The organism is Peribacillus sp. NPDC096622 (assembly GCF_044762665.1).
In the GTDB taxonomy this organism is placed as follows: domain Bacteria; phylum Bacillota; class Bacilli; order Bacillales; family DSM-1321; genus Peribacillus; species Peribacillus frigoritolerans_B.
Genome location: NZ_JBIWES010000019.1, coordinates 1 through 22,610, shown reverse-complemented (window position 1 = coordinate 22,610; position 22,610 = coordinate 1). Strand labels below are relative to the sequence as shown.

Below are 22,610 nucleotides of genomic sequence, written 5' to 3'. Positions count from 1 at the left end.
TTAATTTTCTAAAAAAGAAAGTCTAAAGTCACTATTATTATGGTGAAAATCATATTATAGGATGACGATTCAGAAATATTGGGTATAAGGAACTTTTTTTACCATAAAAATGTAAAATATTAAAAAATAATTAGAAAATGGGTTTAAAGGTTTGGGAAAACAGGTACATAGACTTTCGTAATGCCATATTTAGGTTTTTTTGTATAATCATAATTTACCATTTTTCGACTTTGCGCTTATTTATATGGCAGAAAATGTATGGTTCCATTAAAATGTACTATATAAGATAAAAGGAGGATTTTTTCTATGTCACAAATTCGCGTAACACCTTCGGAACTGAAAGATGTAGCTAGACAATATGATAATGAGAGCCAACAAGTAACGGATATGATTGGTCGTTTAGATAGAATGAGAGATCATTTAACTGGTATTTGGGAAGGTTCCTCCAGCGAAGCTTTCGTAGGTCAGTATGAAGAATTGAAGCCTTCATTCATGGATATGGCCCGCTTGTTGAATGAAGTTTCTCAACAATTGAATAAATCAGCTCAAATCCTTGAAGACACAGATAATCAGATTGCTAGTCAAATTCGCGGATAATCATTAGGTCAATGAGATAAAGAAATTTCTAGGAAAAAGCGCCGCGACTCTTTATGAAGATCGTGGTGCTTTTTTGCTTTAAAAGAGGTGGTTTCCATATATATTCAACTAACGATCGATTTAAACAGATATACAGGGGAAGTATTTGATTTGCAAGTTTCGAATTACCGTTCCATCAAGAAAGTTGTGGAAATAATTTGGCAGGTAAAGGATATTGCCAGTGCACCTAAAGAAGGCTATTGGGTGCGGGTCCAGAATAAAGAGTTCGTATGTTCAGGATATGAAACCCTGCTTGATAGCGGCATTACGACGGGGGACCGCCTTGAGATCCTCTAATGGATTAAGTGTGGACTCTATATAGGAAAAAAGTCTAAAGCCCTTTAGCAGGGGTAAAGGAGTTACATAAAATGGATGAGAAAAAATCCTCATATTTGGAGAAAAAAACAGAAGCTGTAATGATGAAGGATGATAAGGGGCATTCGTTCGTTTTCCAACGGGCAAAACTTTCTATGCAGGACCCACTGGAATTACAGATTATTCATGAAGCGGATGATGCTCTCCAGAAACATATAGAAGTTACAGAGGACGAGGTGCAGATCAGAGTAAATCCACCAGCCTCTTTTTTTGTTTTTTCCAAAGCTAAAGATAAAAATTCATTGAGTAGATGGTTATCGTCTTATCAAATCTTGAAGAAAATCAGGACTCATGAATTGAGTCGCCTGCAACTAGTCGTCTGTCCAGAAAATATCGTTTTTGATTCGAGCTTGGCCCCATATTTCCTGCATTATGGCGTAAAAGACAGTTTGCCTCCTTATGAGCATAATCAAGATGAGCTATTTAAAGAAACGAAGGCAACGATTTCGGCACTTGTGGATGGGCAGTATACATTCGAAGAGTATTTACTTTATCATAAGACACTGAAACTATCGAACGAAACACAAAGTATATTGGCATCGGGGACTTGGGATGAACTTTCCACGGTCATTCAAGATCGGATAGATGTTTTAGAGAAGGAAGAAAAAGCATTTGTGCATATCCCTGAAAAGAAATGGAAAACGGGCCGTTATACACTTTGGGGTACGATGATCGTTCTGGTGCCGCTGCTGTTGTTTACGATTTACACACTATTCTTCTACCAACCTAAGCAGGAAGCATATGTAGAAAGCGGTGAAAGCTTCTTAAAACAAAAATACAGTGAAGTCATTGACCGTTTGGAAAACTACGATCCAAAAAATATGCCGTATGTCGTTCAATATGAACTGGCTATGGCCTATGTCGCTTATGAGCCGTTAGATGATGTCAGGAAGAAGAATGTAGTAAATGCAATCACTTTGCAGACCGATAGTCAGTATCTCCTATATTGGATTTATATAGGCAGGGGCATGAGTGAGGACGCGATCGATTTGGCGAGAATCATGGAGGATCGCGAATTGATAATGTATGGGCTGGTAAACCAGAAAGAACAGATTAAGTTGGACGATAAACTTTCTGGGGAAGAAAAGGAAACGCAAATTAAAGAAATCGATACAGAGCTGTCCCAATATGAAAAGGAAAAAAAGGAATTGGATGAGCAAATGAAGGAACAGCAAGATCAAAACCAGTCAGCAACAGAGTCCAATATAGAGGATAAAAGCGCAGCGGAAGCAAAACCTGCTGTAAAAGAAAAAGCGGAAAACGAACCTGCTTCTGTGGGGAAAGAAGAAAGTAAGGATTCCTCCAAAAAATCAACTGAAGAAAAAGAGAAAAGCAAAGAGTGAGCAATGGGCCTTTTGCGGAGGTGAGATTTAATGAGTTTATTATGGATTTATTATAAGGGGACCTACCAATCCTATACGATCAAGGATAATCATAACGGTCCAATTACGATTGGGCCATCAAGACAGGATACGATCACCGTTTATTCCATTCCCTTTGAACAAGGTTCCATCAAGCTGAAAAAACATGAGGGACTTGATGAATATGAGGTGTTTAGGGAGGACAAGAAGCTTGGCGATGTAAAGCCATTCCATAGCTTCACCTTTCATGAAGGAGAAGAAACGGTCGAGATTTTTTATACGGCAGGGGAATTGGAAGAAAGCCTCTATTATATAGGCAACTTGAAAGAAATCACTTTATCGGCCAAGGCGGGAGCGACTTTCCGTAAAGAAGGACCGGTTTCCGGCACTGGCTTTTCCCTTGTGGTGCATAAAGAAAAGTGGCACCTCATGCCAAATGAAAATAGCAGGATTTTCTTGAATGGTGAAAGGGTAACGAAGGCTGTTCCCATTCAAAATGGTGATCTGATTTGCTGGCCGAATATGGTGCTGAGGTTGGTTGAAGGCGACTTATTGATGATTCATAGTGCCGAAAGTTATGAAACATCTTTATCTAAAATGAAGAAACCAATCTCTGAAATGAAAAAAAGCTATCCACAGTATCGCCGGACACCAAGGATGATCTACGAATTGCCGGATGAAAAAGTGACGATATCTTTTCCGAGCCAAGAATCGGAAGATAATAATAGAGGGTTATGGCTAATCCTTATGCCGCCTTTAATGATGCTAATCGTCATGGGGGTCATCACGGTCATTCAGCCTCGAGGAATTTTCATCATCATATCGATTGTGATGTTCACAACGACTTTAGTTACCTCGACGGTACAATATTTTAAAGACAAAAAGAAGCAAAAATTCAGAGAAGAAAAACGTCAACGTGTATATACCAGGTATCTAGAGCAGAAGAGGGAAGAACTGCAAGAGCTGTCTGAAAAACAAAAGAATGTGCTGTTCTATCATTACCCCTCCTTTGAAAGGATGAAGCTGCTGACTGACAGTATTAGCGATCGTATATGGGAGCGAACTTTGGAAAGTGAAGATGCTCTGCACTTTAAGATCGGAACTGCGACCATACCCTCAAGTTATCAGGTGTCGGTAAATAGCAGCGATATGTCCAATCGGGATATAGATGATTTACTTGAGCAGTCGCAGGAACTTGTGGATGTATACAAAAACCTGGATGATCTTCCATTATCGATCGATTTATCAAATGGATCGATGGGCCTGGTCGGAAAGGAATCGATCGTTAAACGGGAGCTGCAGCAACTGATTGGGCAACTGGCCTTTTTTCATAGTTATCATGATGTTCGATTTGTGGCCATTTTTCCGGAAAAGGATTACCAAGAATGGGAATGGATGAAATGGCTCCCTCATTTTCAATTGCCGCATGCCTATGCAAAAGGCTTTATATATAATGAGCAATCACGTGACCAGCTGCTGACCTCGATTTATCAGCTATTGAGGGAAAGAGATTTGGACGAGAACAAAGGGAAAGTGAGATTCACTCCCCACTTTGTCTTTATTGTCACGGATCGTAATTTAATTGCGGAGCATGTCATATTGGAATATTTAGAAGGTAAAACAGACGATTTGGGTATCTCGACGATTTTTGCAGCGGATGCAAAAGAAAGTTTGACCGAAAATGTCCATACGCTTGTGAAGTATATCAATGATTTTGAAGGTGAAATTCTCATCCAGCAAACGAAGGCCGTTCATACTCCTTTTAAACTTGATGCACATTCAAAAGAAGGGAATGAGCGTTTTGCACGTACGCTGCGTTCGCTAGATCATCAAAAAGGCATGAACAATTCCATACCAGAAACGGTATCATTTCTGGAATTATTGAAAGCTCGTGAAGTGGAAGATCTGCCTATCAGCCAAAACTGGCGGACCAATCAGTCTTCCAAATCCTTGGCAGTTCCGATTGGATTGAAAGGGAAAACGGATAGGGTTGAATTGAACTTGCACGAAAAGGCGCATGGCCCCCATGGATTGGTTGCTGGAACGACAGGATCGGGGAAAAGTGAATTACTGCAAACATACATCCTATCATTAGCCGTTCATTATCATCCACATGAAGTTGCCTTTTTGCTCATTGATTATAAAGGCGGGGGAATGGCACAGCCATTCAGGCAGATTCCGCACCTGCTGGGAGTCATTACGAATATTGAGGGAAGCAAGAACTTCAGTGCCAGGGCACTAGCCTCCATCAATAGTGAATTGAAGAAACGCCAGCGTATGTTTGATCGATACGAAGTCAATCATATCAACGATTACACGGACTTATACAAAGAAGGCAAAGCGGATGAACCGTTACCGCACTTATTTTTGATATCAGATGAGTTTGCGGAACTTAAAAACGAAGAACCCGATTTCATCCGCGAATTAGTGAGTACGGCGCGAATTGGACGGAGCTTGGGAGTTCATTTAATTCTTGCTACACAAAAGCCGGGCGGTGTAATTGATAACCAGATTTGGAGCAATGCCCGTTTTAAAATTTCCTTGAAAGTGCAGGATGCCAGTGATAGTAAGGAAATTCTTAAAAATAGCGATGCGGCAAATATTACTGTCACCGGACGGGGATATTTGCAGGTAGGAAATAACGAGGTTTATGAATTGTTCCAGTCTGCGTGGAGCGGTGCCCCATATTTAGAGGATACGGTTGGATCTGAGGACGAAGTGGCACTTGTCACAGACCTCGGTCTTGTTCAAATCTCAAATGTATCGGAACAGATCACTAATAAGAGGAAAGAAAAGATTAGTGAAATTGAAGCTGTGGCGGATCGAATTGTTGCGATGCAGGAAGAAATGGAGATTAAGAAGTTGGCAAGCCCATGGCTGCCGCCTCTTTCAGATCGTTTATCGAGAAACACTGAAAGAAGCCTGACGAGGAATCAATTCCACCTGGGAATGAAGGATGAGCCTGAATTGCAAAGCCAGACAAATTATGTCTATAACTGGATTGAAGATGGGAATATTGGGGTTTTTGGTTCTTCCGGGTACGGCAAGTCCACTACCGTTTTGACACTTCTCTTTAGTTTTGCAGATCAATTCAGTCCTGAAGAACTGCATTATTATATTTTCGACTTCGGGAATAGCGCTTTACTGCCAATGCGCCAGCTGCCTCATACTGGGGAATACTTTAGGTTCGATGAGTTAAGGAAAATAGAAAAATTCATGTTATTCATGAAGGCGGAAATGGAAAGGCGTAAGCAGCTTTTTTCAGAAAAGGAGCTTAGTAACATAAAGCTTTATAATGCATTAGTGGAAGATAAATTGCCGATTATTTATATCGTGGTCGACAATTTTGACTTAGTGAAGGATGAGATGCAGGATCAGGAAGCCCAATTCGTTCAGTTTGCACGTGATGGACAATCACTTGGGATATTCATGATTTTAACGGCAACGAGAATCAATGCGATTCGCCAGCCGTTAATGAATAGCCTTAAGACGAAGGTCGTCCATTACTTAATGGACAGTTCGGAAAAATATTCAGTTTTGGGGCGAACCCCTTATGAAAATGAACCTGTTCCTGGCAGGGCGTTGGTGAAAAAGGATCAAACCTATCTCACGCAGGTTTATTTACCAGCCGATGGAGCGGATGATATAGCCGTTTTGGAAGAAATGAAACAAGTCGTGGCAGAACATAAGGCTAAATATAAGGAAATGGACAAACCACCGGCGATTCGGATGTTACCGGTACGTCTTGATTCCAGCAGCTTCAAGAGTTACTGCTCACAAGCCATAAAGAAGGGTACCATTCCAATCGGGCTTTCAGAGGAAAGCGTTACACCTGTATTCGTGGAGTTGAATTCCAATCCATTCCTGCTTGTCGTAGGACAGTCACGTAAAGGGAAAACGAATGTCCTTAAAGTGCTACTGGAATCGTTGCTTAAACAGGCAATCGGGGAAATTGGATTATTTGACGGAGTGGATCGCGGCTTATCTTCTTATGCTTTTGAGGAGAAGGTGAGCTATGTGGAAACAAAAGAGCAGATAACCGAATGGCTCGATCATATCACTGGAATATTTGAAGAACGTGAGCGAAGTTATCTTGCGGCATTGGAAATGAAACCGATGAAGCAACTGGAATTCCCACCGGTCATATTTGTCATAGATAGCATTTCAAGGATCCAACAAACGATAGACGGCAGGATTCAGGATAGGATCAGCAGTTTGATGAAACAATACAGCCATCTCGGGTTTAGTCTGATTGTCGCGGGAAATGCCAACGACTTCACGAAGGGGTATGATTCGTTGACAACCGAATTGAAACAAGTCAGGCAGGCTGTTTTGCTTCTTAAAAAATCGGACCAAAGCTTGTACACCCTCTCCTATTCCAGAAAAGAAGAAGAAATACAGCCGGGTTACGGATACTTTGTGCTGAATGGCCAGGAGAGTAAAATCCAAATTCCGCTAAGTGAAGAAAGAAGGAGAGTGCAAGAGAGTGTCTGAAAAAATAAAACCGATGCTGTTAATCGGTAAAATCCTGGTGATCATTGCGCTGCCAATCTTGTTTTTTTCTTATATTGGCCAAAATCCAATGAAAAAGACAGAAACGGCTTCTCGTGAAATCGCCATTGTAAATGAAGATAATGGGACTGAATTTAACAATAATCCCATTTACATGGGCTCAGAGCTTGTTACTACACTTGACAAGGATTCTGAATATGAGTGGTTTGTGGTTAATAGAAGTACGGCGGAAAGTGGACTTGCTAATGAAAAGTATGATGCAGTCATATATTTTCCATCCGATTTTTCAGAGAATATTTATACATTCGATGATGAACAGCCTGTTAAGGCGGGGATAAAGTACAAGGTACAACCCAGTTTGAATGCAGAGAACATGGAAAAGGTACAAAAGGAATTAGAGAAGACAAAGAGCAAAATGAATAAGCATATTTCAACACAGTATTGGAGCTATGTTTCCCAATCAGTCGAGGACATCCGTAAGAAGTTCGATAATGTCCTTGCTAAAGAAATCGCTTTTCAAAACACGATGTATAAGTTTTATACTCCGAGCTCGGAAAGTCTTGCCGGCGAAATCAAGCAGCATAAGGACATGCTTGAAGGAGTCTTTGCCGAGACGAAGGATGCTGGCAAAACAAGTACTGAAACAATGGATGAAATAGGGAACACGAAGGCTCAAATGGCTTCATTTGTGAAAGATGTTGTTTCTTTTGAGGAATATCAAAAGGCTCAAAGTATCCTTTTTGAGAAGGCCTCTGCCCAAAATCAGCAGCTTGTCATGGAGAGTGTACAATCATATGACAAGGTGCTGAATGAGGGGAATCAAGCTATACCGGAGATTCAGCAAGGAATGAATACGAAATACAGCCTTAATGATCAAGGCATTAGTGAAAATGTTGGAATCATGCAGCAGAAACTTGATTCCAGCAGTAATGAGTTGGAACAATTTTCAACAAGCATGAAAGACAAACAAGTAGAACAAATTACGAAAATCACCCAAGATCAACAAAGCTCGATTGAACAATTGAAGCAATCGGAAGAGGCGGGTCTTGATAACCTTCAGTCCACCTTGCTTGTGCAAAGAGGGAATCTTGCAAGCAGCTCTGGTGATGGGGAGGATATTGGTGAAGGAACGACGCCTATAGAAGATATTGAAACGGAAACGGGAAAAGGTGAATCGGTTGCTGCACCTGAAAAGAAGGACCCGATAGATGAACTGTCGCTGCAGGTTCTGCTGGATCAAATCAATGGGATCAACACGGCACTTGAAAGTTTGGTGCCGGCAGAAGGAAGTGAAGGAGCTGCTGAACAAATCAACATCCTAACAGCGGATCTCCAAACGGAAATCAATAATCTCAGCGGAACGGTAAGCGGCAGAACGGGGAATCATAACCAAGTGATAACGGAGTTTAATACACTGGTAGATTCATATAATGATCTGCTGGCGCAGTTTACGCAATTGCAAGCTGATTATAATGAACTCGGCACGAATTATAAGGATTTAGGTGACAAATGGAAAAAGTCACAAGAAGATATTCAAAAATTACATGACATCCAGAGTATGACAATCGATGAGGCCATTGCAGAAATCAAGACCCTCGAACAGTCACTTCTTGAAAAAGTGGGGGGAGAAAGGCGAGCAGTGCTTGTGAAGGCCTTTGAGAATCCTATCACCAATCGGGATTCAAATACCCTCCTTGCCTATTACGGTTCACTCTCATCTTATGGTGAATTGGCTGAAAGAGTCACGGAAGCAAATGTAGATAAGATATTTGCAGCCAATATAAAAGAATTGGAAAACTTGAAAAATGGGGTTTCCGGAAACGTGGATGAAGAAGCGAAACTCGTTAAAGCCAGTTTAGCAGGAGTCAATGAGAACTTTCAGATGTTCTCGGATTCCATTATGGGTTATATGAAAGAATATGATGCTAATGTTGAAACGGGGCAGAAAGCTACTTTAGCTGAATTAGCGGCAATTACCGGCAAGGCTCAAGAAGTGTCTGCCAATTTGTCGGATCATATGGAAGTTCCTGAGATGGAGGCCGAACCGCCAGTTAACCTTGATGGAGAAATGTTTGTATCACTTCAAGACAATACGGCAACAACTGTCGGCTTCATTTCCGAGCTTGTCAATTCTGTAGCGGAACGACAGGACACGGTCACGAAGGATACAGCAGACCTGCAAGCAAAAGTGGGGTCAGTGCAGGAAAGGGCCGATCAGCTTAATGATAATTGGTCCCAAAATGTAGACTCAACCGAAAAAATCAAGACGGACGTATATAGCGTCTTGAACAACACTCTAGTCGATGATCAGGAGAACGGGTATGTGTACGAATATTTAGCGAATCCCGTACAAATCAGCGGGGAAGTCCTTCATCAGGAAAAGGTTAATATCCCGCCGATCGTCATGTTGGTGATCATACTCATTTCCGGGTTATTGATCGGTTTCTTCCTGCATCATTATGAAACCATTCCAATGATGGTCCATGCGGCCTTGTTTACCTTATTGAATCTGATCGTAGGTTTAATCATCAGCATATATGGTTTGAAGATCTATCCACTGGGAGATATGCAGGAGATTAAATGGACCGTCTTCACCGTCCTGCTTTTATTCTTCTGTTCAGCGTTTACCAGACTTGCCTTCTCGATTGGGCCGTTTGTCGGTTCTATCCTGGTGATTGGTTTAATCAGTTTCTTTACCATACCATTATTGGATTTAATCATGCCTAATTTCAATGTAGACCACCCTGTTGCAGACGTATACATGTCCATTCAATTCGGTAATCAGTCGGCATTCATTCCGGCTAGTATCATCTTGATTGTGCTGACGCTTATCGCAACGATCATTCCATATGTAGTGAAGCGTCTTGCAGAAAGAAGAGCAATGGCCCATGAAGTGGAATAAATACGTAATGCCTGTCTTGCTCATCCTGTTTTTTAGCCATGCACCTCATGGCGGGGCGGAAGAGGAACCGATGGTGGAGCCCAATGAATATCAAGAAAAGGATATTGATATTCAAACGGAGTATTTCCATGAAGAAGGATTGTTGGAACAAAAGCGGAAACTGCCTGAAGAACAAAAGGATCTCACTTTTGAAAGAGGGAAGTATGATGCCATTGACTCGGTGAAGGACTCGCTGTTTCTGTCACCTGTGACGGAGAATCAAAATAATACCATCGCTTCGAAGTCAGAACAGCTTGGATTATTCTCGGAGGTACGCATTCCAACGAGAAACGAAGAAGAAACAGAGCCTTCACTTAATTTTGACCTGACGATATTGCTCGGCATCGTTTTGGCGCTTTTGGTCGTTTGTTTGTTTTTTATCCTTATCCCGAAAATGGGGAAGCTGAATGGAGAGGTTAAGCGAAAATGAAAACAGCCCGATTCCTGTCAGGAATCGGGCTGTTTTTGGCTACATATCCATAATGGTTTTAATAAGCCCTAAAAGAAGGGCGGCTGCGAAGATCAAAATGAAGAATTTTTTATACATCATCAGTACCTCTTAATATCTTATGAGTGGATTGCATTCATTTTAGCATAAACAAGACAGAAAAGAAGTTTACTTAAGAATATACAGATCGGAAGGGGGTGGCTTCATTGCCCTGATGACCGGGGCGGGAAATTATGAAAAGGTGGACAATTTATTGGAGTTTGCCTGCCGTTTTTTATGGCTTGTACATTTTGGACGTTCATTTCCCGCAGGAGTCTCGTACCTTTCTCTTCAATCAACTTGTTAGAGGACTGGCGGGCATATGAAGCATATCATCTGCGTAATCATCAAGATGTAAAAAATAGATATCCGAAATACAAAAAACGATTGAGCATGTATCCGCAGATGCAAATGAAAAGCATGGTATTCGTTGGACTACATTAAGGGGACTTAAAAAACAGTCTATACAAACGATGCTTATTTCGCTTTCAATAATTAAAAGAAGATGGCTTAGCAACAGTTTACCATACCTTTTTCATTAAGCAGCATTTATATTTTTAGACAAATTCGTTTATGGTTTACTTATTATCTAGTAAACTTACAATGTAAGGTTTAATTGGAGCTTAATGTAAAATGCGTGATATAGAAAAGACGTGAAATAATAATGATAATGTGAATCCCGGGAGGTAGCGAATGATTTACAAGAAGTTGAACCAAAAACTAGAAATGATTTTGGAGAATATCGAAAAGGTGATTATCGGAAAACGGGATATAGCAGAATTAAGCATCGTGGCGCTCCTTTCCGGCGGGCATGTCTTATTGGAGGATGTTCCGGGTGTGGGAAAGACAGTCATGGTAAGGGCATTGGCAAAATCAATAGGTGCAAGCTTTAAGCGAATTCAATTCACACCTGATTTACTTCCTTCGGATGTTACTGGCGTTTCGATCTTCAATCCTAAGGAACAGGAATTCATCTTTAGGCCAGGTCCGATAATGGGCCATATTATTTTAGCCGATGAAATAAACCGGACCTCGCCGAAAACCCAGTCTGCATTGCTTGAAGCCATGGAAGAGGCAAGTGTGACGATTGATGGTGTCACAAGAGGATTGGAGAAGCCCTTCTTCGTAATGGCGACACAAAATCCAATCGAGTACGAGGGAACATATCCGCTTCCGGAGGCTCAATTGGATAGATTCCTATTAAAAATGAAAATGGGCTATCCAGGTGTGGAAGAAGAGATAGAGGTTCTTCATAGGGTTCAATACACGGCACCGCTAGAGGAGCTGGAATCCGTCATCACCTTGGATGAATTGATAGAATTACAGGCTGAGGTAAAGGCGGTGATAGTGGATGACACAATAAAACGATACATTGTTGAATTGGCGAATCAAACACGTTCACATGAAGGGGTCTATTTAGGGGTGAGCCCGCGTGGATCGATAGCATTGATGAAGGCAGCCCAGGCCTACGCGCTGATCCAGGGAAGGGACTATGTTCTGCCGGACGATGTTCAATATTTAGTGCCATTCGTATTTTCCCACCGGCTTATTTTGAAACCTGAAGCGAATTATGAGGGCTTCGATGCTGGAATGGTGATACATGAAATTGTCGCAACAACAAAAGTGCCTGTGAAGCGGGCTGTGACCTAATGCGCAGATTCATCAACACTCTAAGGGGAAATGTGAGTGTGATCGGACTTGTATTACTTATGACCGTTTCCTTTTGCTATGCAATGTTTCAAGGTGGTTTTGTCAGTTGGTTCATTTTTTATTCATTTTTGCCGTTTTCTGTGTACGCTTCGATCCTGCTGTTTTATCCGCTGCATGATTTTACCGTTGAGAGAAAGGTCAATAAAAGGGAATGCCAGGCTGGTGAATCTGTTGAGATAGCATTGATGTTTACCCGTAAAAACCGGTTGCCCCTATTATTTATGGTGGTAGAGGAGGAATTGCCACAGGAAATGGAAGATAGGGGACTCCAAAGGAAAATGATTATCTTTCCTGGATTCAAGCGTACCTTCAGCATGTCATATACCTTGGAAAACTTGCAGCGTGGAGAGCATTCGTTTCAATCGATCCGCTTTTGGATTGGGGACTTTTTCGGGCTGGTCGAAAAGGAAGCGATATATAGTTCACCTTTGAAAATAACTGTTTTTCCTCGTTATCACGAACTTGCCTACAGTGATCTTGATCGAGTGTTCAATAAGGGGGCAGTGGTTTCAACAAAGAAAACACAACGGGAACATTCAGTGGTCTCCGGGGTAAGGGAATATCAGCCAGGCGATCAGTTGTCATGGATTAACTGGAAGGCGACTGCCAGAACGAGTGAAATCATGACGAAGGAATTCGAGGTGCAGAAAAACCGGGATGTATTCATCATGCTTGATGAAAAGCCATCGGATTTATTCGAAGAATCCATTGAAATGGCAGCTACCATTGCCCACGCCATGTTAAAGAAAGGCATGGAAATTGGGTATGTGAGTAGGGGATCGAGGTTAATCATACCGGCAGCAGCAGGCAATAAACAGAAACGAAAGATTTTTTACCGACTTGTTAAAGAAGAGCCGAGTGTTGGAAACGCATTGAACGAAAATGGCAGGAAGGGAATTCTTCCGGCAAACGCTGCTGTGATATTCATCGTTTCAGACTTAAACTTAGAAAAGGTGGACATATTGAATGCTTTCCGGCCTAATCAGGGATTAATTTTATGTGTGAAGAAACAGGGGGATCTTACTGATGAGGAAAGGTTGTCAAGTTCTGCAGCTGTTTCGAGGGGGATAAAGGTTAGCTTTTTTGAACATGGTCAACTGAAGTTTGACAGATCGGAGGTGATGGCGAAATGAATGTCACTACCGAAAAATTGGAAAGGTTCATGCACGTCCTCATGTATGTATTTGGTCTGTTGTTGATTACTGAATGGTTAAGGCCTGTCGATAAACTCACTGATACAGGTAATATCATCATTTTTATCTTATTTTTGCTCTATTCCCTGCTACTGCATTATTTCCGCATACATTGGTCTATCCGATTTATTCTCATTAGTGCTTATATAATGGTTTCATTACAGTTCCTCCATTCAAAAGACGATTTATATCAATTGTCATGGCTGAAAGGGTTTCTAGCGGATTTTAAGGGCAATCTTGGTTTTATATATGATGGGAATTGGGAGTTGATCACAAATCCATTTCGAACGTTTCTATTTTTTGTGCTTCTTTGGCTTGTGACATATTTGATCCATTACTGGGTGATGGTGAGGCAAAGCATCTTTTTCTTTTTTATGTTAACGGTGATTTTTATATCTGTACTTGACACATTTACTCCTTATGTGGGGGATAAGGCAATGATAAGAATCATCATCATCGGGTTCTTGATGCTCGGCTTGCTGTCCCTTCTGAGGCTAACGGTACAGGAGAGGATTAAGTTTCCGTTGGCTTCCATCAATAAGTGGATCTTGATGCTGACAGGCATGATATTGGGAAGTGTCCTTGTCGGTTTCGCTGCCCCCAAGCTCTCTCCGCAGTGGCCGGACCCGGTGCCTTATATTACTTCCTATTCCGATAAAGCTGTGAAAGAAGACGGTGATTCGAAGCGTAAAAGTGTCGGATATGATGAAGACGATTCGGATCTTGGCGGTTCGATAGAGCCGGATAGTTCCATCGTTTTTTATAATAATGCTCCCGCAGGACATTACTGGAAAGTAGAGAACAAGAATATTTATACCGGTAAAGGGTGGGTTTCCATACCGGAAACGGAATTTCACACTTTTTCCAACGGTCAGGATATGGAAACTTTAGATATTTACGACGTTCCTGAATTGGTGAGGACAGAAGAAATGACGGCAAAAGTGTCCATGACGGAATCCTATTCACATATCCTTCATCCGCAGTCCGGGTATTTAAAAAAGGTTGAGGGCAAAAACGGAAAGGGTTTTAAATATTATCAGGATATGGACAAAGTTATTTCTGAACAGGGTAATGGCGAACGGCTGTCCATGAAAGAGTATGAGCTGGTTTATGATATGCCAAGTTTTGATATGGCTGAGTTAAGGAAGGTAACGGAACCCGACGAATCCATGGATTTATTAATGGAAAAAAACACTCAGCTTCCAGAAGGATTGCCAAACCGGATATTTGAATTGGCATCCCGGCTAACAAGGAATGAAACGAATTGGTACGATAAAGCAAAAGCCATTGAGAATTATTTTGACGGACCTGAATTCATTTATTCTAAGGACGATATTCCGTATCCAGAGAGCAATCAAGATTATGTCGATCAATTTTTATTTGAGACACAGATAGGGTATTGCGATAATTATTCAACTGCAATGGTCGTTTTACTAAGGGCCGCCAATATACCTGCAAGGTGGGTAAAGGGCTATACCGAAGGGGAAAAATCAATCCTTGACGGCGAATCCGTTTATAAGGTGACCAATAATAATGCACATTCCTGGGTCGAGGTCTATTTTTCAGGGATAGGCTGGATTCCCTTCGAGCCGACAAAGGGTTTCGATGGGGAAGTTGAATTTTACGATTCGGAATTGAAACAGGAAGCGATAAAGAACCTTGAAGAACCCCCGACTAATGAAGAGCAAACAAAGAAAGAGACCAAAGAGCGCCAAGATACACCCGATAGGGAAACTCAATCATCCGTGAATACTGGTATTGCAAACATGGAAGGGTTCTTAAAATGGACTGCCATCACGCTGTCGGGTGCTTTGATTTTCGCTTCTATCGGCTATTTCCTCAGAAGGAAGTGGATTCCTCATCTGCAGATTCTTCGTTATAGAAAGAAAACCGGTGCACATTTCTCGACAGCTTATTTAATATTATTGAAACAATTAAAACGAGCTGGTTTAGTTCGGCCGGAGGGGCAAACTTTAAGGGAGTACGCCGCCTATGTGGATGCAGTGTACGAAACGGATGAGATGAGTGAATTGACTGCTGGATACGAGTTAATGATATATCGTGGAGACGCGGAAGATGGGGAATGGAAACACTTTCAAAAGGGTTGGGAAAGCTTAATGAGAAAAACTAGCTCTTGACCAGGTTTTTATTATATTGATACAATAACAAAAACTAACTTAAACTAATATATCCTTCATATATCCTCGATAATATGGATCGAAAGTTTCTACCGAATCACCGTAAATGATTTGACTATGAAGGCGGATTTTAACAGGAAAGCTGAAAATCTGCCTTCGTCTGTACTTTTTCTGTATTTTTGAGGGTGGATTTTTAGTTTTTCTTTTTTTATGATAATATTTTTTATAAGAAGTTATCACTCGATTTTATGAGTGAATTACATTGATAGAGGTGACGTTTGTGCCGGGGAAAACAGAATTGCAAAAAAACCAGGAAATGATCGTAGTACTTGATTTCGGAAGCCAATATAATCAATTGATCACTCGTCGTATCCGTGAATTTGGTGTGTACAGTGAGCTTCATCCTCATACAATTACTGTAGAGGAAATCGAGAAAATGAACCCAACAGGAATCATTTTCTCAGGGGGCCCAAACAGTGTTTATGATGCAAATGCTTTTGGTTGTGATGAACGCATATTCGAAATGGGCCTTCCTATTTTCGGTATTTGTTATGGCATGCAGCTTATGACCAAACATTTTGGCGGTAAGGTGGAACCAGCGAAAAACCGTGAATACGGAAAAGCGACACTTGCCATCCAAAATGAGTCCAAGTTATTCAGTGACCTGCCAAAAGAACAAATAGTCTGGATGAGCCATGGTGATTTAGTGGTGGAAACGCCTGAAGGTTTCCAAATTGATGGGACGAACCCGTCTTGCCCAATTTCGGCTATGAGTGACGAGTCACGTAAATTATATGCCGTGCAATTCCATCCAGAAGTCCGTCATTCCGTATACGGTAATGACATTTTGAAAAATTTCGTATTCGGTGTTTGTGGCTGTAAAGGTGACTGGTCAATGGAGAACTTCATTGAAATCGAGATGGAGAAAATCCGCCAAACGGTCGGAGATAAAAAAGTGTTATGCGCTTTGAGCGGCGGAGTGGATTCATCCGTTGTTGCTGTTTTGATCCATAAAGCGATTGGCGATCAGCTGACATGTATTTTCGTTGATCATGGATTACTTCGTAAAGGGGAAGCCGAAGGTGTAATGGAAACATTCAGTGAAGGTTTCAATATGAATGTAATCAAGGTCGATGCAAAAGAACGTTTCCTATCGAAGCTTGCTGGCGTTTCAGATCCGGAACAAAAACGGAAAATCATCGGTAACGAGTTCATCTACGTATTCGATGACGAAGCAACGAAGCTCGAAGGAATCGATTTCCTTGCACAGGGAACACTTTACACAGACATTATTGAAAGTGGTACGGCCACTGCACAAACAATTAAATCGCATCACAACGTTGGCGGTCTGCCGGAAGATATGCAATTTAAATTGATTGAGCCTTTGAACACCCTATTCAAAGATGAAGTGCGTGCACTTGGAAGTGAAATGGGTATTCCGGATGAAATCGTTTGGCGTCAACCATTCCCGGGTCCAGGTTTAGGTATTCGTGTATTAGGTGAAATTTCAGATGAAAAACTTGAAATCGTACGTGAATCTGACCATATTTTACGTGAAGAAATTAAAAAGAATGGTTTGGAACGCGAAATTTGGCAGTACTTTACGGTGCTTCCTAACATTCGAAGCGTAGGGGTAATGGGCGATGCGCGTACGTATGACTATACAATCGGGATCCGTGCGGTTACGTCCATTGACGGAATGACGTCCGATTGGGCAAGAATCCCATGGGATGTACTTGAAATCATCTCAACGAGAATCGTTAATGAGGTAAACCATGTAAACCGCGTAGTGTATGACATTACATCTAAGCCGCCTGCAACGATCGAGTGGGAATAGTAGATTAAAATCATCCAATCAGTGAAGGAATTAACCTTCACTGATTTTTTTGTTTAAATAGTATTTGAATATGTAGATTACTTACATTTTACGTGATTTGGCGAATATATAGCCATGATAAGTAAGGAATATATAGCGAAACGCGAACATTGCCTAAAATTACATAAAAAATATTCGTTTGATATATTGACGATTTTTTTGGTGACTGATACACTATACCTATAATAATAAAAAAACATAATTGTCGTATAATATTGGGGATATGGCCCAAAAGTTTCTACCAAGCTGCCGTGAACGGCTTGACTACGATGTGGAAGGATTGGCGGTATGGATAAACCGCCACTTCTTTACATGACCGCAGTCAAGCCCCGTTCGTAAGCGAACGGGGCATTTTCTGTTGGCACGATCTTATGATAGGGGAGACTCATAATGAAAAATTATTTTCGGTTTAACGAGCTGGGAACTAATTATCGCCGTGAAATACTTGGTGGACTAACTACTTTCCTTTCAATGGCATATATCCTGGTTGTTAACCCTGTGATGCTGACTTTACAAAGCATCGAGGACTATCCGGATGAATTGAGAATGGATTACGGAGCGGTTTTTGCAGCGACCGCCTTGGCAGCTGCAATCGGCTCGATATTGATGGGGATCATAGCCAGGTATCCAATCTCGCTCGCGCCGGGTATGGGATTGAATGCTTTCTTCGCTTTTACCGTTGTGCTTGGTTTTGGAATTCCTTGGCAGACGGCTTTGTCAGGAGTATTAATTTCAGGTATTATCTTCGTTTTGCTTTCCCTATCGGGAATACGTGAGAAAATCATTAATGCAATTCCGGTCGAATTGAAATACGCAGTTGGAGCCGGTATCGGTTTATTCATTACTTTTGTTGGGTTTCAGAATGCTGGAATCATCACGAATGATGACAGTGTTCTTGTCGGTCTGGGCGACTTGACATCGGGGAATACTTTATTGGCTGTGTTTGGAATTGTCGTAACCGTCATTTTGATGACGAGAGGCGTCAAAAGCGGCGTGTTCATAGGAATGGTCATTACAGCCATTGCAGGAATGATCTTTGGACAAGTTCCGGTGCCGGAGAAAATTATCGGTGCAGTTCCTAGCATAGCGCCTACATTCGGGGTTGCGTTCGATGCCTTTGGAAATCCCGGTGATCTCTTCACTGGTCAAATGTTAATCGTGATACTAACCTTCTTGTTCGTAGCATTCTTTGATACAGCCGGCACGTTGGTGGCTGTCGCGCAACAAGCTGGATTGATGAAGGATAATGTTCTTCCTAGAGTGGGAAAAGGATTGCTTGCTGATTCATTATCCATCGTTTCAGGTGCAATTCTTGGTACATCCACCACGACGTCTTATGTAGAGTCCACATCAGGTGTTGCTGCTGGTGCCCGAAGCGGTTTTGCAGCTGTAGTGACTGGGTTGCTGTTTGTTCTATCCCTTTTCTTTTTCCCGCTTCTTTCAGTGGTGACATCTGCGGTGACTGCGCCGGCATTGGTTATAGTCGGAGTATTAATGGCATCATCACTTAAAAATATTGACTGGCAAAAGTTCGAAATTGCGGTTCCGGCCTTCTTTACGGTCATCATGATGCCTATGACATATTCAATTGCGACAGGTATAGCTTGCGGATTCATCTTCTATCCGATCACTATGTCGATGAAAGGAAGAGCTAAAGAGGTTCACCCGATCATGTGGGGTCTTGGGGTCGTCTTCCTGCTATATTTCATTTTCTTGAAGTGATAATGCAAGTGTGTAAGGAGAGTCCTGATTTCGGGGCTCTTCTTTCATGTTGTAAGAGAAAGCTCATATCGTGTATAGTAAAAGTACTAAGTACTAAGTACTTTATCCTGTATGGGGGCATAGGATGACTTTGAGAAAAGAAGAGGGAGAAAAATGAATGGTTTTATCGTTGAAAAGGTTTTGAACAATAATGTGGTGATTGCCACGCATCCGTTGTATGGAGAAGTCGTTACTATTGGAAAGGGCTTAGGCTTCAACCGGAAGAGAGGCGAAGAGTTGAGTCCGGAACTAGCGGAGAAAACGTTTGTCCTGAAAAATGTTAAGGAACAGGAAAGTTACAAAAAACTTTTGCCGCAAATCGATCAAAATCTTCAAGCTGCCATTATAGAATCCATTCATCTCATTAATGACCGAGTAACTGGAAAGTTAAATGAACATATACATGTCGGTTTAACAGATCATTTATTGTTCGCCCTTCAGCGTGTTTCACAAGGAATGACTATCAAAAACCCATTCTTGAAAGAAACGATAACCCTTTATCCTTTTGAACATGATATTGCTGTTGATGTAGTAGAATTGATTCAAGATAAGACAGGCATAGGCCTGCCCCAAGGGGAAATCGGTTTTATTACGCTTCATATTCATAGCGCAATATCAAACAAAGACTTATCTGAAGTCAATCAGCATTCGCAGTTAATCTATCACCTTATCCATGTTGTTGAAGAACAGCTCAACGTAAAAATTAATAAGGATAGCATAGACTATTCACGTTTGGTCCGTCATTTAAGATTCATGATAGACAGGGTGTTGGCTGGGGAAAAAGTAGAGGAACCTGAAAAAATAGCAATGCTATTGAAAGAAGAATATCCTTTGTGTTACAATATCTCTTGGAAGCTAATAAAAATTATGCAGCAAAAATTAGGCAAACCGGTTTGTGATGCGGAAGCTGTCTATCTAACGATGCATATCCAACGATTACAAAAGAAAATTAAATAAACATACATTAACTTACGTGTTACTGATTCGATCAGGCATAAGTGAGGAGAATGATTGTCTTGAAAGAGGGTATTATATACCTGAATTTTCATTTCAATCCTATCTTTGCTTATGCCTTTTTTGTATTTCAATACTGATGCGTGGGAAGATGAATACCAGCGTTGAATGTAACCGTTTTATTAGCATGGAAAAACAGTAAAGAGGAGGAAAACCTATGTTTAAGAAGTTGTTTGGTGTTTTGCAAAAAATCGGAAAAGCTTTGATGCTTCCTGTAGCCATTTTACCAGCGGCCGGAATTTTGCTTGCGTTTGGTAATGCATTGCAAAATGAAACTTTGTTGGATATCGCCCCGTTTCTTGCGAGTGGCGGAGTGGAAATGGTCGCATCGGTAATGGAGAATGCCGGAAATATTATTTTTGGGAATCTTCCCTTGTTGTTTGCTGTGGGGGTCGCAATTGGGTTAGCTGGTGGAGATGGTGTTGCCGGCCTTGCGGCGATTATCGGTTTCTTGATTATGAATGTAACGATGGGAACTGTTCTTGGCATTGACGCTGCCGACATTGAGAACAATAGTGCGGTGTATACAAATGTTCTGGGAATCCCGACGTTGGGAACAGGTGTGTTCGGCGGTATTATTGTCGGTGTCATGGCTGCTGTTATGTATAATAAGTTTTATGAAATCGAACTGCCTTCTTATTTAGGATTCTTTGCAGGTAAACGTTTTGTTCCCATTGTAACAGCTGCAAGCGCAGTTATTCTTGGGTTGCTGATGATTTTGGTTTGGCCGACGATTCAATCGGGGTTAAATTCATTTTCCGAAAATATGTTGGGTGCTAACCTGACACTTGGGGCTTTCGTTTTTGGGGTTGTAGAACGTGCGCTGATTCCTTTTGGATTGCACCATATCTTCTATTCTCCATTCTGGTTCGAATTTGGCAGTTATATCCCTCAAGGAGGGGGAACGCCAGTCAGAGGGGACCAGGCCATCTTCATGGCACAAATTAAAGATGGCGTACAGAATTTAACGGCCGGTACCTTCATGACTGGTAAATATCCATTCATGATGTTCGGGTTACCAGCTGCGGCTTTGGCCATTTATCATGAAGCAAGACCGGAAAGAAAGAAAATAGTCGGGGGATTGATGGCTTCTGCAGCACTTACATCTTTCTTGACAGGGATTACTGAGCCACTTGAATTTGCATTCTTATTTGTTGCACCGATACTTTTCGGGATTCACTGTCTGTTTGCAGGTCTATCATTCATGACCATGCATTTACTGGACGTGAAAATAGGGATGACGTTCTCGGGTGGTTTGATCGATTACGTACTGTTCGGGTTAATCAATCCGCAAACCAATGCATGGATTGTTATTCCCGTTGGTTTAGTTCTTGCGGTTATCTATTACTTTGGATTCCGATTTGCGATAAGGAAGTTTAACCTTAAAACTCCTGGCCGTGAAGTGGAAGAGAATGAGGAAACGGACGCATCTACAAGTTCTGCTGGAAGTCTGCCTGGGGAAATCTTGGATGCCATGGGCGGAAAAGAAAACATCTCTCACTTGGATGCTTGCATTACCCGTCTTCGTGTGTCAGTCAAAGACATCGGTGACGTTGATAAAAACAGGCTGAAGAAACTTGGTGCCGCTGGAGTTCTGGAAGTGGGCAATAACATCCAGGCGATCTTCGGACCTCGTTCAGAAACGATCAAGGGGCAAATGAAGGATATCATTGATGGAAAAAGGCCTCGTAAAGTAGAAGCGTCTCCTGAAGAAGGTGTGGAAAAGCAAATCGAGGATGTCGTCCCGAAACCTTTACGGACGGATGAAGTTTCCGAGCGCTTTGTTTCTCCTATTAAAGGGGAATTAAAACCGATCACGGAAGTGCCTGATGCAGTTTTTGCTGAAAAAATGATGGGTGATGGATTTGCAATTGTACCCGAGGAAGGGTTGGTTGTTTCTCCTGTGGACGGTACGATCGTTAACTTATTCCCGACTAAACATGCAATAGGTATCGTTTCCGAAGCTGGACGTGAAATCTTGATACATGTCGGGATCGATACAGTTAAGTTAGAAGGCAAAGGTTTCGAAGCACTTGTCGCTCAAGGAGATAAAGTGACAAGCGGACAGCCATTGCTTAAAGTTGATATAGAGTATGTCAAAAACAATGCCAGCTCTATCATTACGCCAATCGTCTTTACTAACCTTTCCGAAGGTGAAAGTGTCAAGATTGAAAAGGCCGGAAATGTAGATAGGGAAGAAGCGGATGTAATCTCCATCAATAAATAATCATTAATAAAGGGGGGTGGCTATAATCAGCTGCCCTCCCTGTTTTGTTTGGATGATTCATTGGCAGGGGCCGCATTTATAGAAAGAAAGTGGTGCATATATAGAAGAATAGAAAAAATGAAGGGAATTTAAAAGATTAAATTGACTTATCTATATGCAAGTGCTAATATATTAAATACACCGCTTGAGACAAACAAGATAAACAAGTAAATGATAACTTGCTGTTGACTTTGTGTTTGGAGGGTGTTATACTAATAAAGTCGCTAAACGAAGCGATGGAAAATATTGCTCTTTGAAAACTGAACAAAACAAAGCGCCAACGTTAAATTTTAAGTGAGCACACACTATCAAAAAAGCAAATGAGCAAGTCAAACATTTC

General features: G+C 41.5%; 13 protein-coding genes, 1 pseudogene and 2 riboswitches. All 14 genes and pseudogenes read left to right on the top strand.

Features of this window, described 5'->3' with window-relative positions; translation table 11 throughout:
• Window positions 1-306: 306 nt before the first annotated feature.
• The 14 genes and pseudogenes from ACIQYG_RS22955 (at window position 307) to ptsG (ending at window position 22,231) form a co-directional block, all read left to right on the top strand.
• Window positions 307-597, top strand: coding sequence for a WXG100 family type VII secretion target (locus tag ACIQYG_RS22955; RefSeq protein WP_034306171.1), 291 nt, complete (start codon window positions 307-309; stop codon window positions 595-597).
• 96 nt (window positions 598-693) lie between these two features.
• Window positions 694-933, top strand: a complete 240-nt coding sequence (yukD, locus tag ACIQYG_RS22950; RefSeq protein WP_053537134.1) for an ESX secretion system protein YukD — start codon at window positions 694-696, stop codon at window positions 931-933.
• Between the two features lie 71 nt (window positions 934-1,004).
• Window positions 1,005-2,354, top strand: coding sequence for a type VII secretion protein EssB (gene essB / locus ACIQYG_RS22945; protein WP_402842915.1), 1,350 nt, complete (start codon window positions 1,005-1,007; stop codon window positions 2,352-2,354).
• Between the two features lie 30 nt (window positions 2,355-2,384).
• Window positions 2,385-6,866 (top strand): type VII secretion protein EssC, encoded by a 4,482-nt coding sequence (gene essC / locus ACIQYG_RS22940; RefSeq protein ID WP_402842912.1) that lies wholly within the window; start codon window positions 2,385-2,387, stop codon window positions 6,864-6,866.
• Window positions 6,859-9,786: a type VII secretion protein EsaA gene (gene esaA, locus ACIQYG_RS22935; protein ID WP_402842909.1), complete on the top strand. Its 2,928-nt coding sequence runs from the start codon at window positions 6,859-6,861 to the stop codon at window positions 9,784-9,786. Before essC ends, esaA begins: the two co-directional genes overlap by 8 nt.
• Complete coding sequence (gene essA, locus ACIQYG_RS22930; protein ID WP_402842906.1) at window positions 9,773-10,255, top strand: type VII secretion protein EssA; 483 nt, start codon at window positions 9,773-9,775, stop codon at window positions 10,253-10,255. Before esaA ends, essA begins: the two co-directional genes overlap by 14 nt.
• Before the next feature lie 369 nt (window positions 10,256-10,624).
• Window positions 10,625-10,854 (top strand): annotated as a pseudogene (locus ACIQYG_RS22925) (transposase); the annotation flags it as partial.
• A gap of 151 nt (window positions 10,855-11,005) precedes the next feature.
• The gene (locus ACIQYG_RS22920) at window positions 11,006-11,962 is read left to right on the top strand and encodes an AAA family ATPase (protein ID WP_402842903.1); all 957 of its coding nucleotides are present in this window, start codon (window positions 11,006-11,008) and stop codon (window positions 11,960-11,962) included.
• Between the two features lie 38 nt (window positions 11,963-12,000).
• Window positions 12,001-13,155, top strand: coding sequence for a DUF58 domain-containing protein (locus ACIQYG_RS22915; protein ID WP_402842900.1), 1,155 nt, complete (start codon window positions 12,001-12,003; stop codon window positions 13,153-13,155).
• The gene (locus ACIQYG_RS22910; protein WP_402842897.1) at window positions 13,152-15,353 is read left to right on the top strand and encodes a DUF4129 domain-containing transglutaminase family protein; all 2,202 of its coding nucleotides are present in this window, start codon (window positions 13,152-13,154) and stop codon (window positions 15,351-15,353) included. Before ACIQYG_RS22915 ends, ACIQYG_RS22910 begins: the two co-directional genes overlap by 4 nt.
• Before the next feature lie 36 nt (window positions 15,354-15,389).
• A riboswitch (purine riboswitch) is annotated at window positions 15,390-15,491 on the top strand.
• A gap of 142 nt (window positions 15,492-15,633) precedes the next feature.
• Window positions 15,634-17,190: a glutamine-hydrolyzing GMP synthase gene (gene guaA / locus ACIQYG_RS22905; protein WP_283916613.1), complete on the top strand. Its 1,557-nt coding sequence runs from the start codon at window positions 15,634-15,636 to the stop codon at window positions 17,188-17,190.
• A 224-nt stretch (window positions 17,191-17,414) separates the two neighbouring features.
• Window positions 17,415-17,516, top strand: a riboswitch (purine riboswitch).
• 103 nt (window positions 17,517-17,619) lie between these two features.
• Entirely contained in the window at window positions 17,620-18,951 is a 1,332-nt protein-coding gene (locus ACIQYG_RS22900; protein WP_402842893.1) for an NCS2 family permease, read from the top strand.
• Between the two features lie 153 nt (window positions 18,952-19,104).
• On the top strand, window positions 19,105-19,947 hold the full coding sequence (gene glcT, locus ACIQYG_RS22895; protein ID WP_402842890.1) for a glucose PTS transporter transcription antiterminator GlcT: 843 nt from the start codon (window positions 19,105-19,107) through the stop codon (window positions 19,945-19,947).
• A 214-nt stretch (window positions 19,948-20,161) separates the two neighbouring features.
• The gene (gene ptsG, locus ACIQYG_RS22890; RefSeq protein ID WP_402842887.1) at window positions 20,162-22,231 is read left to right on the top strand and encodes a glucose-specific PTS transporter subunit IIBC; all 2,070 of its coding nucleotides are present in this window, start codon (window positions 20,162-20,164) and stop codon (window positions 22,229-22,231) included.
• The last annotated feature ends 379 nt before the right edge of the window (window positions 22,232-22,610 follow it).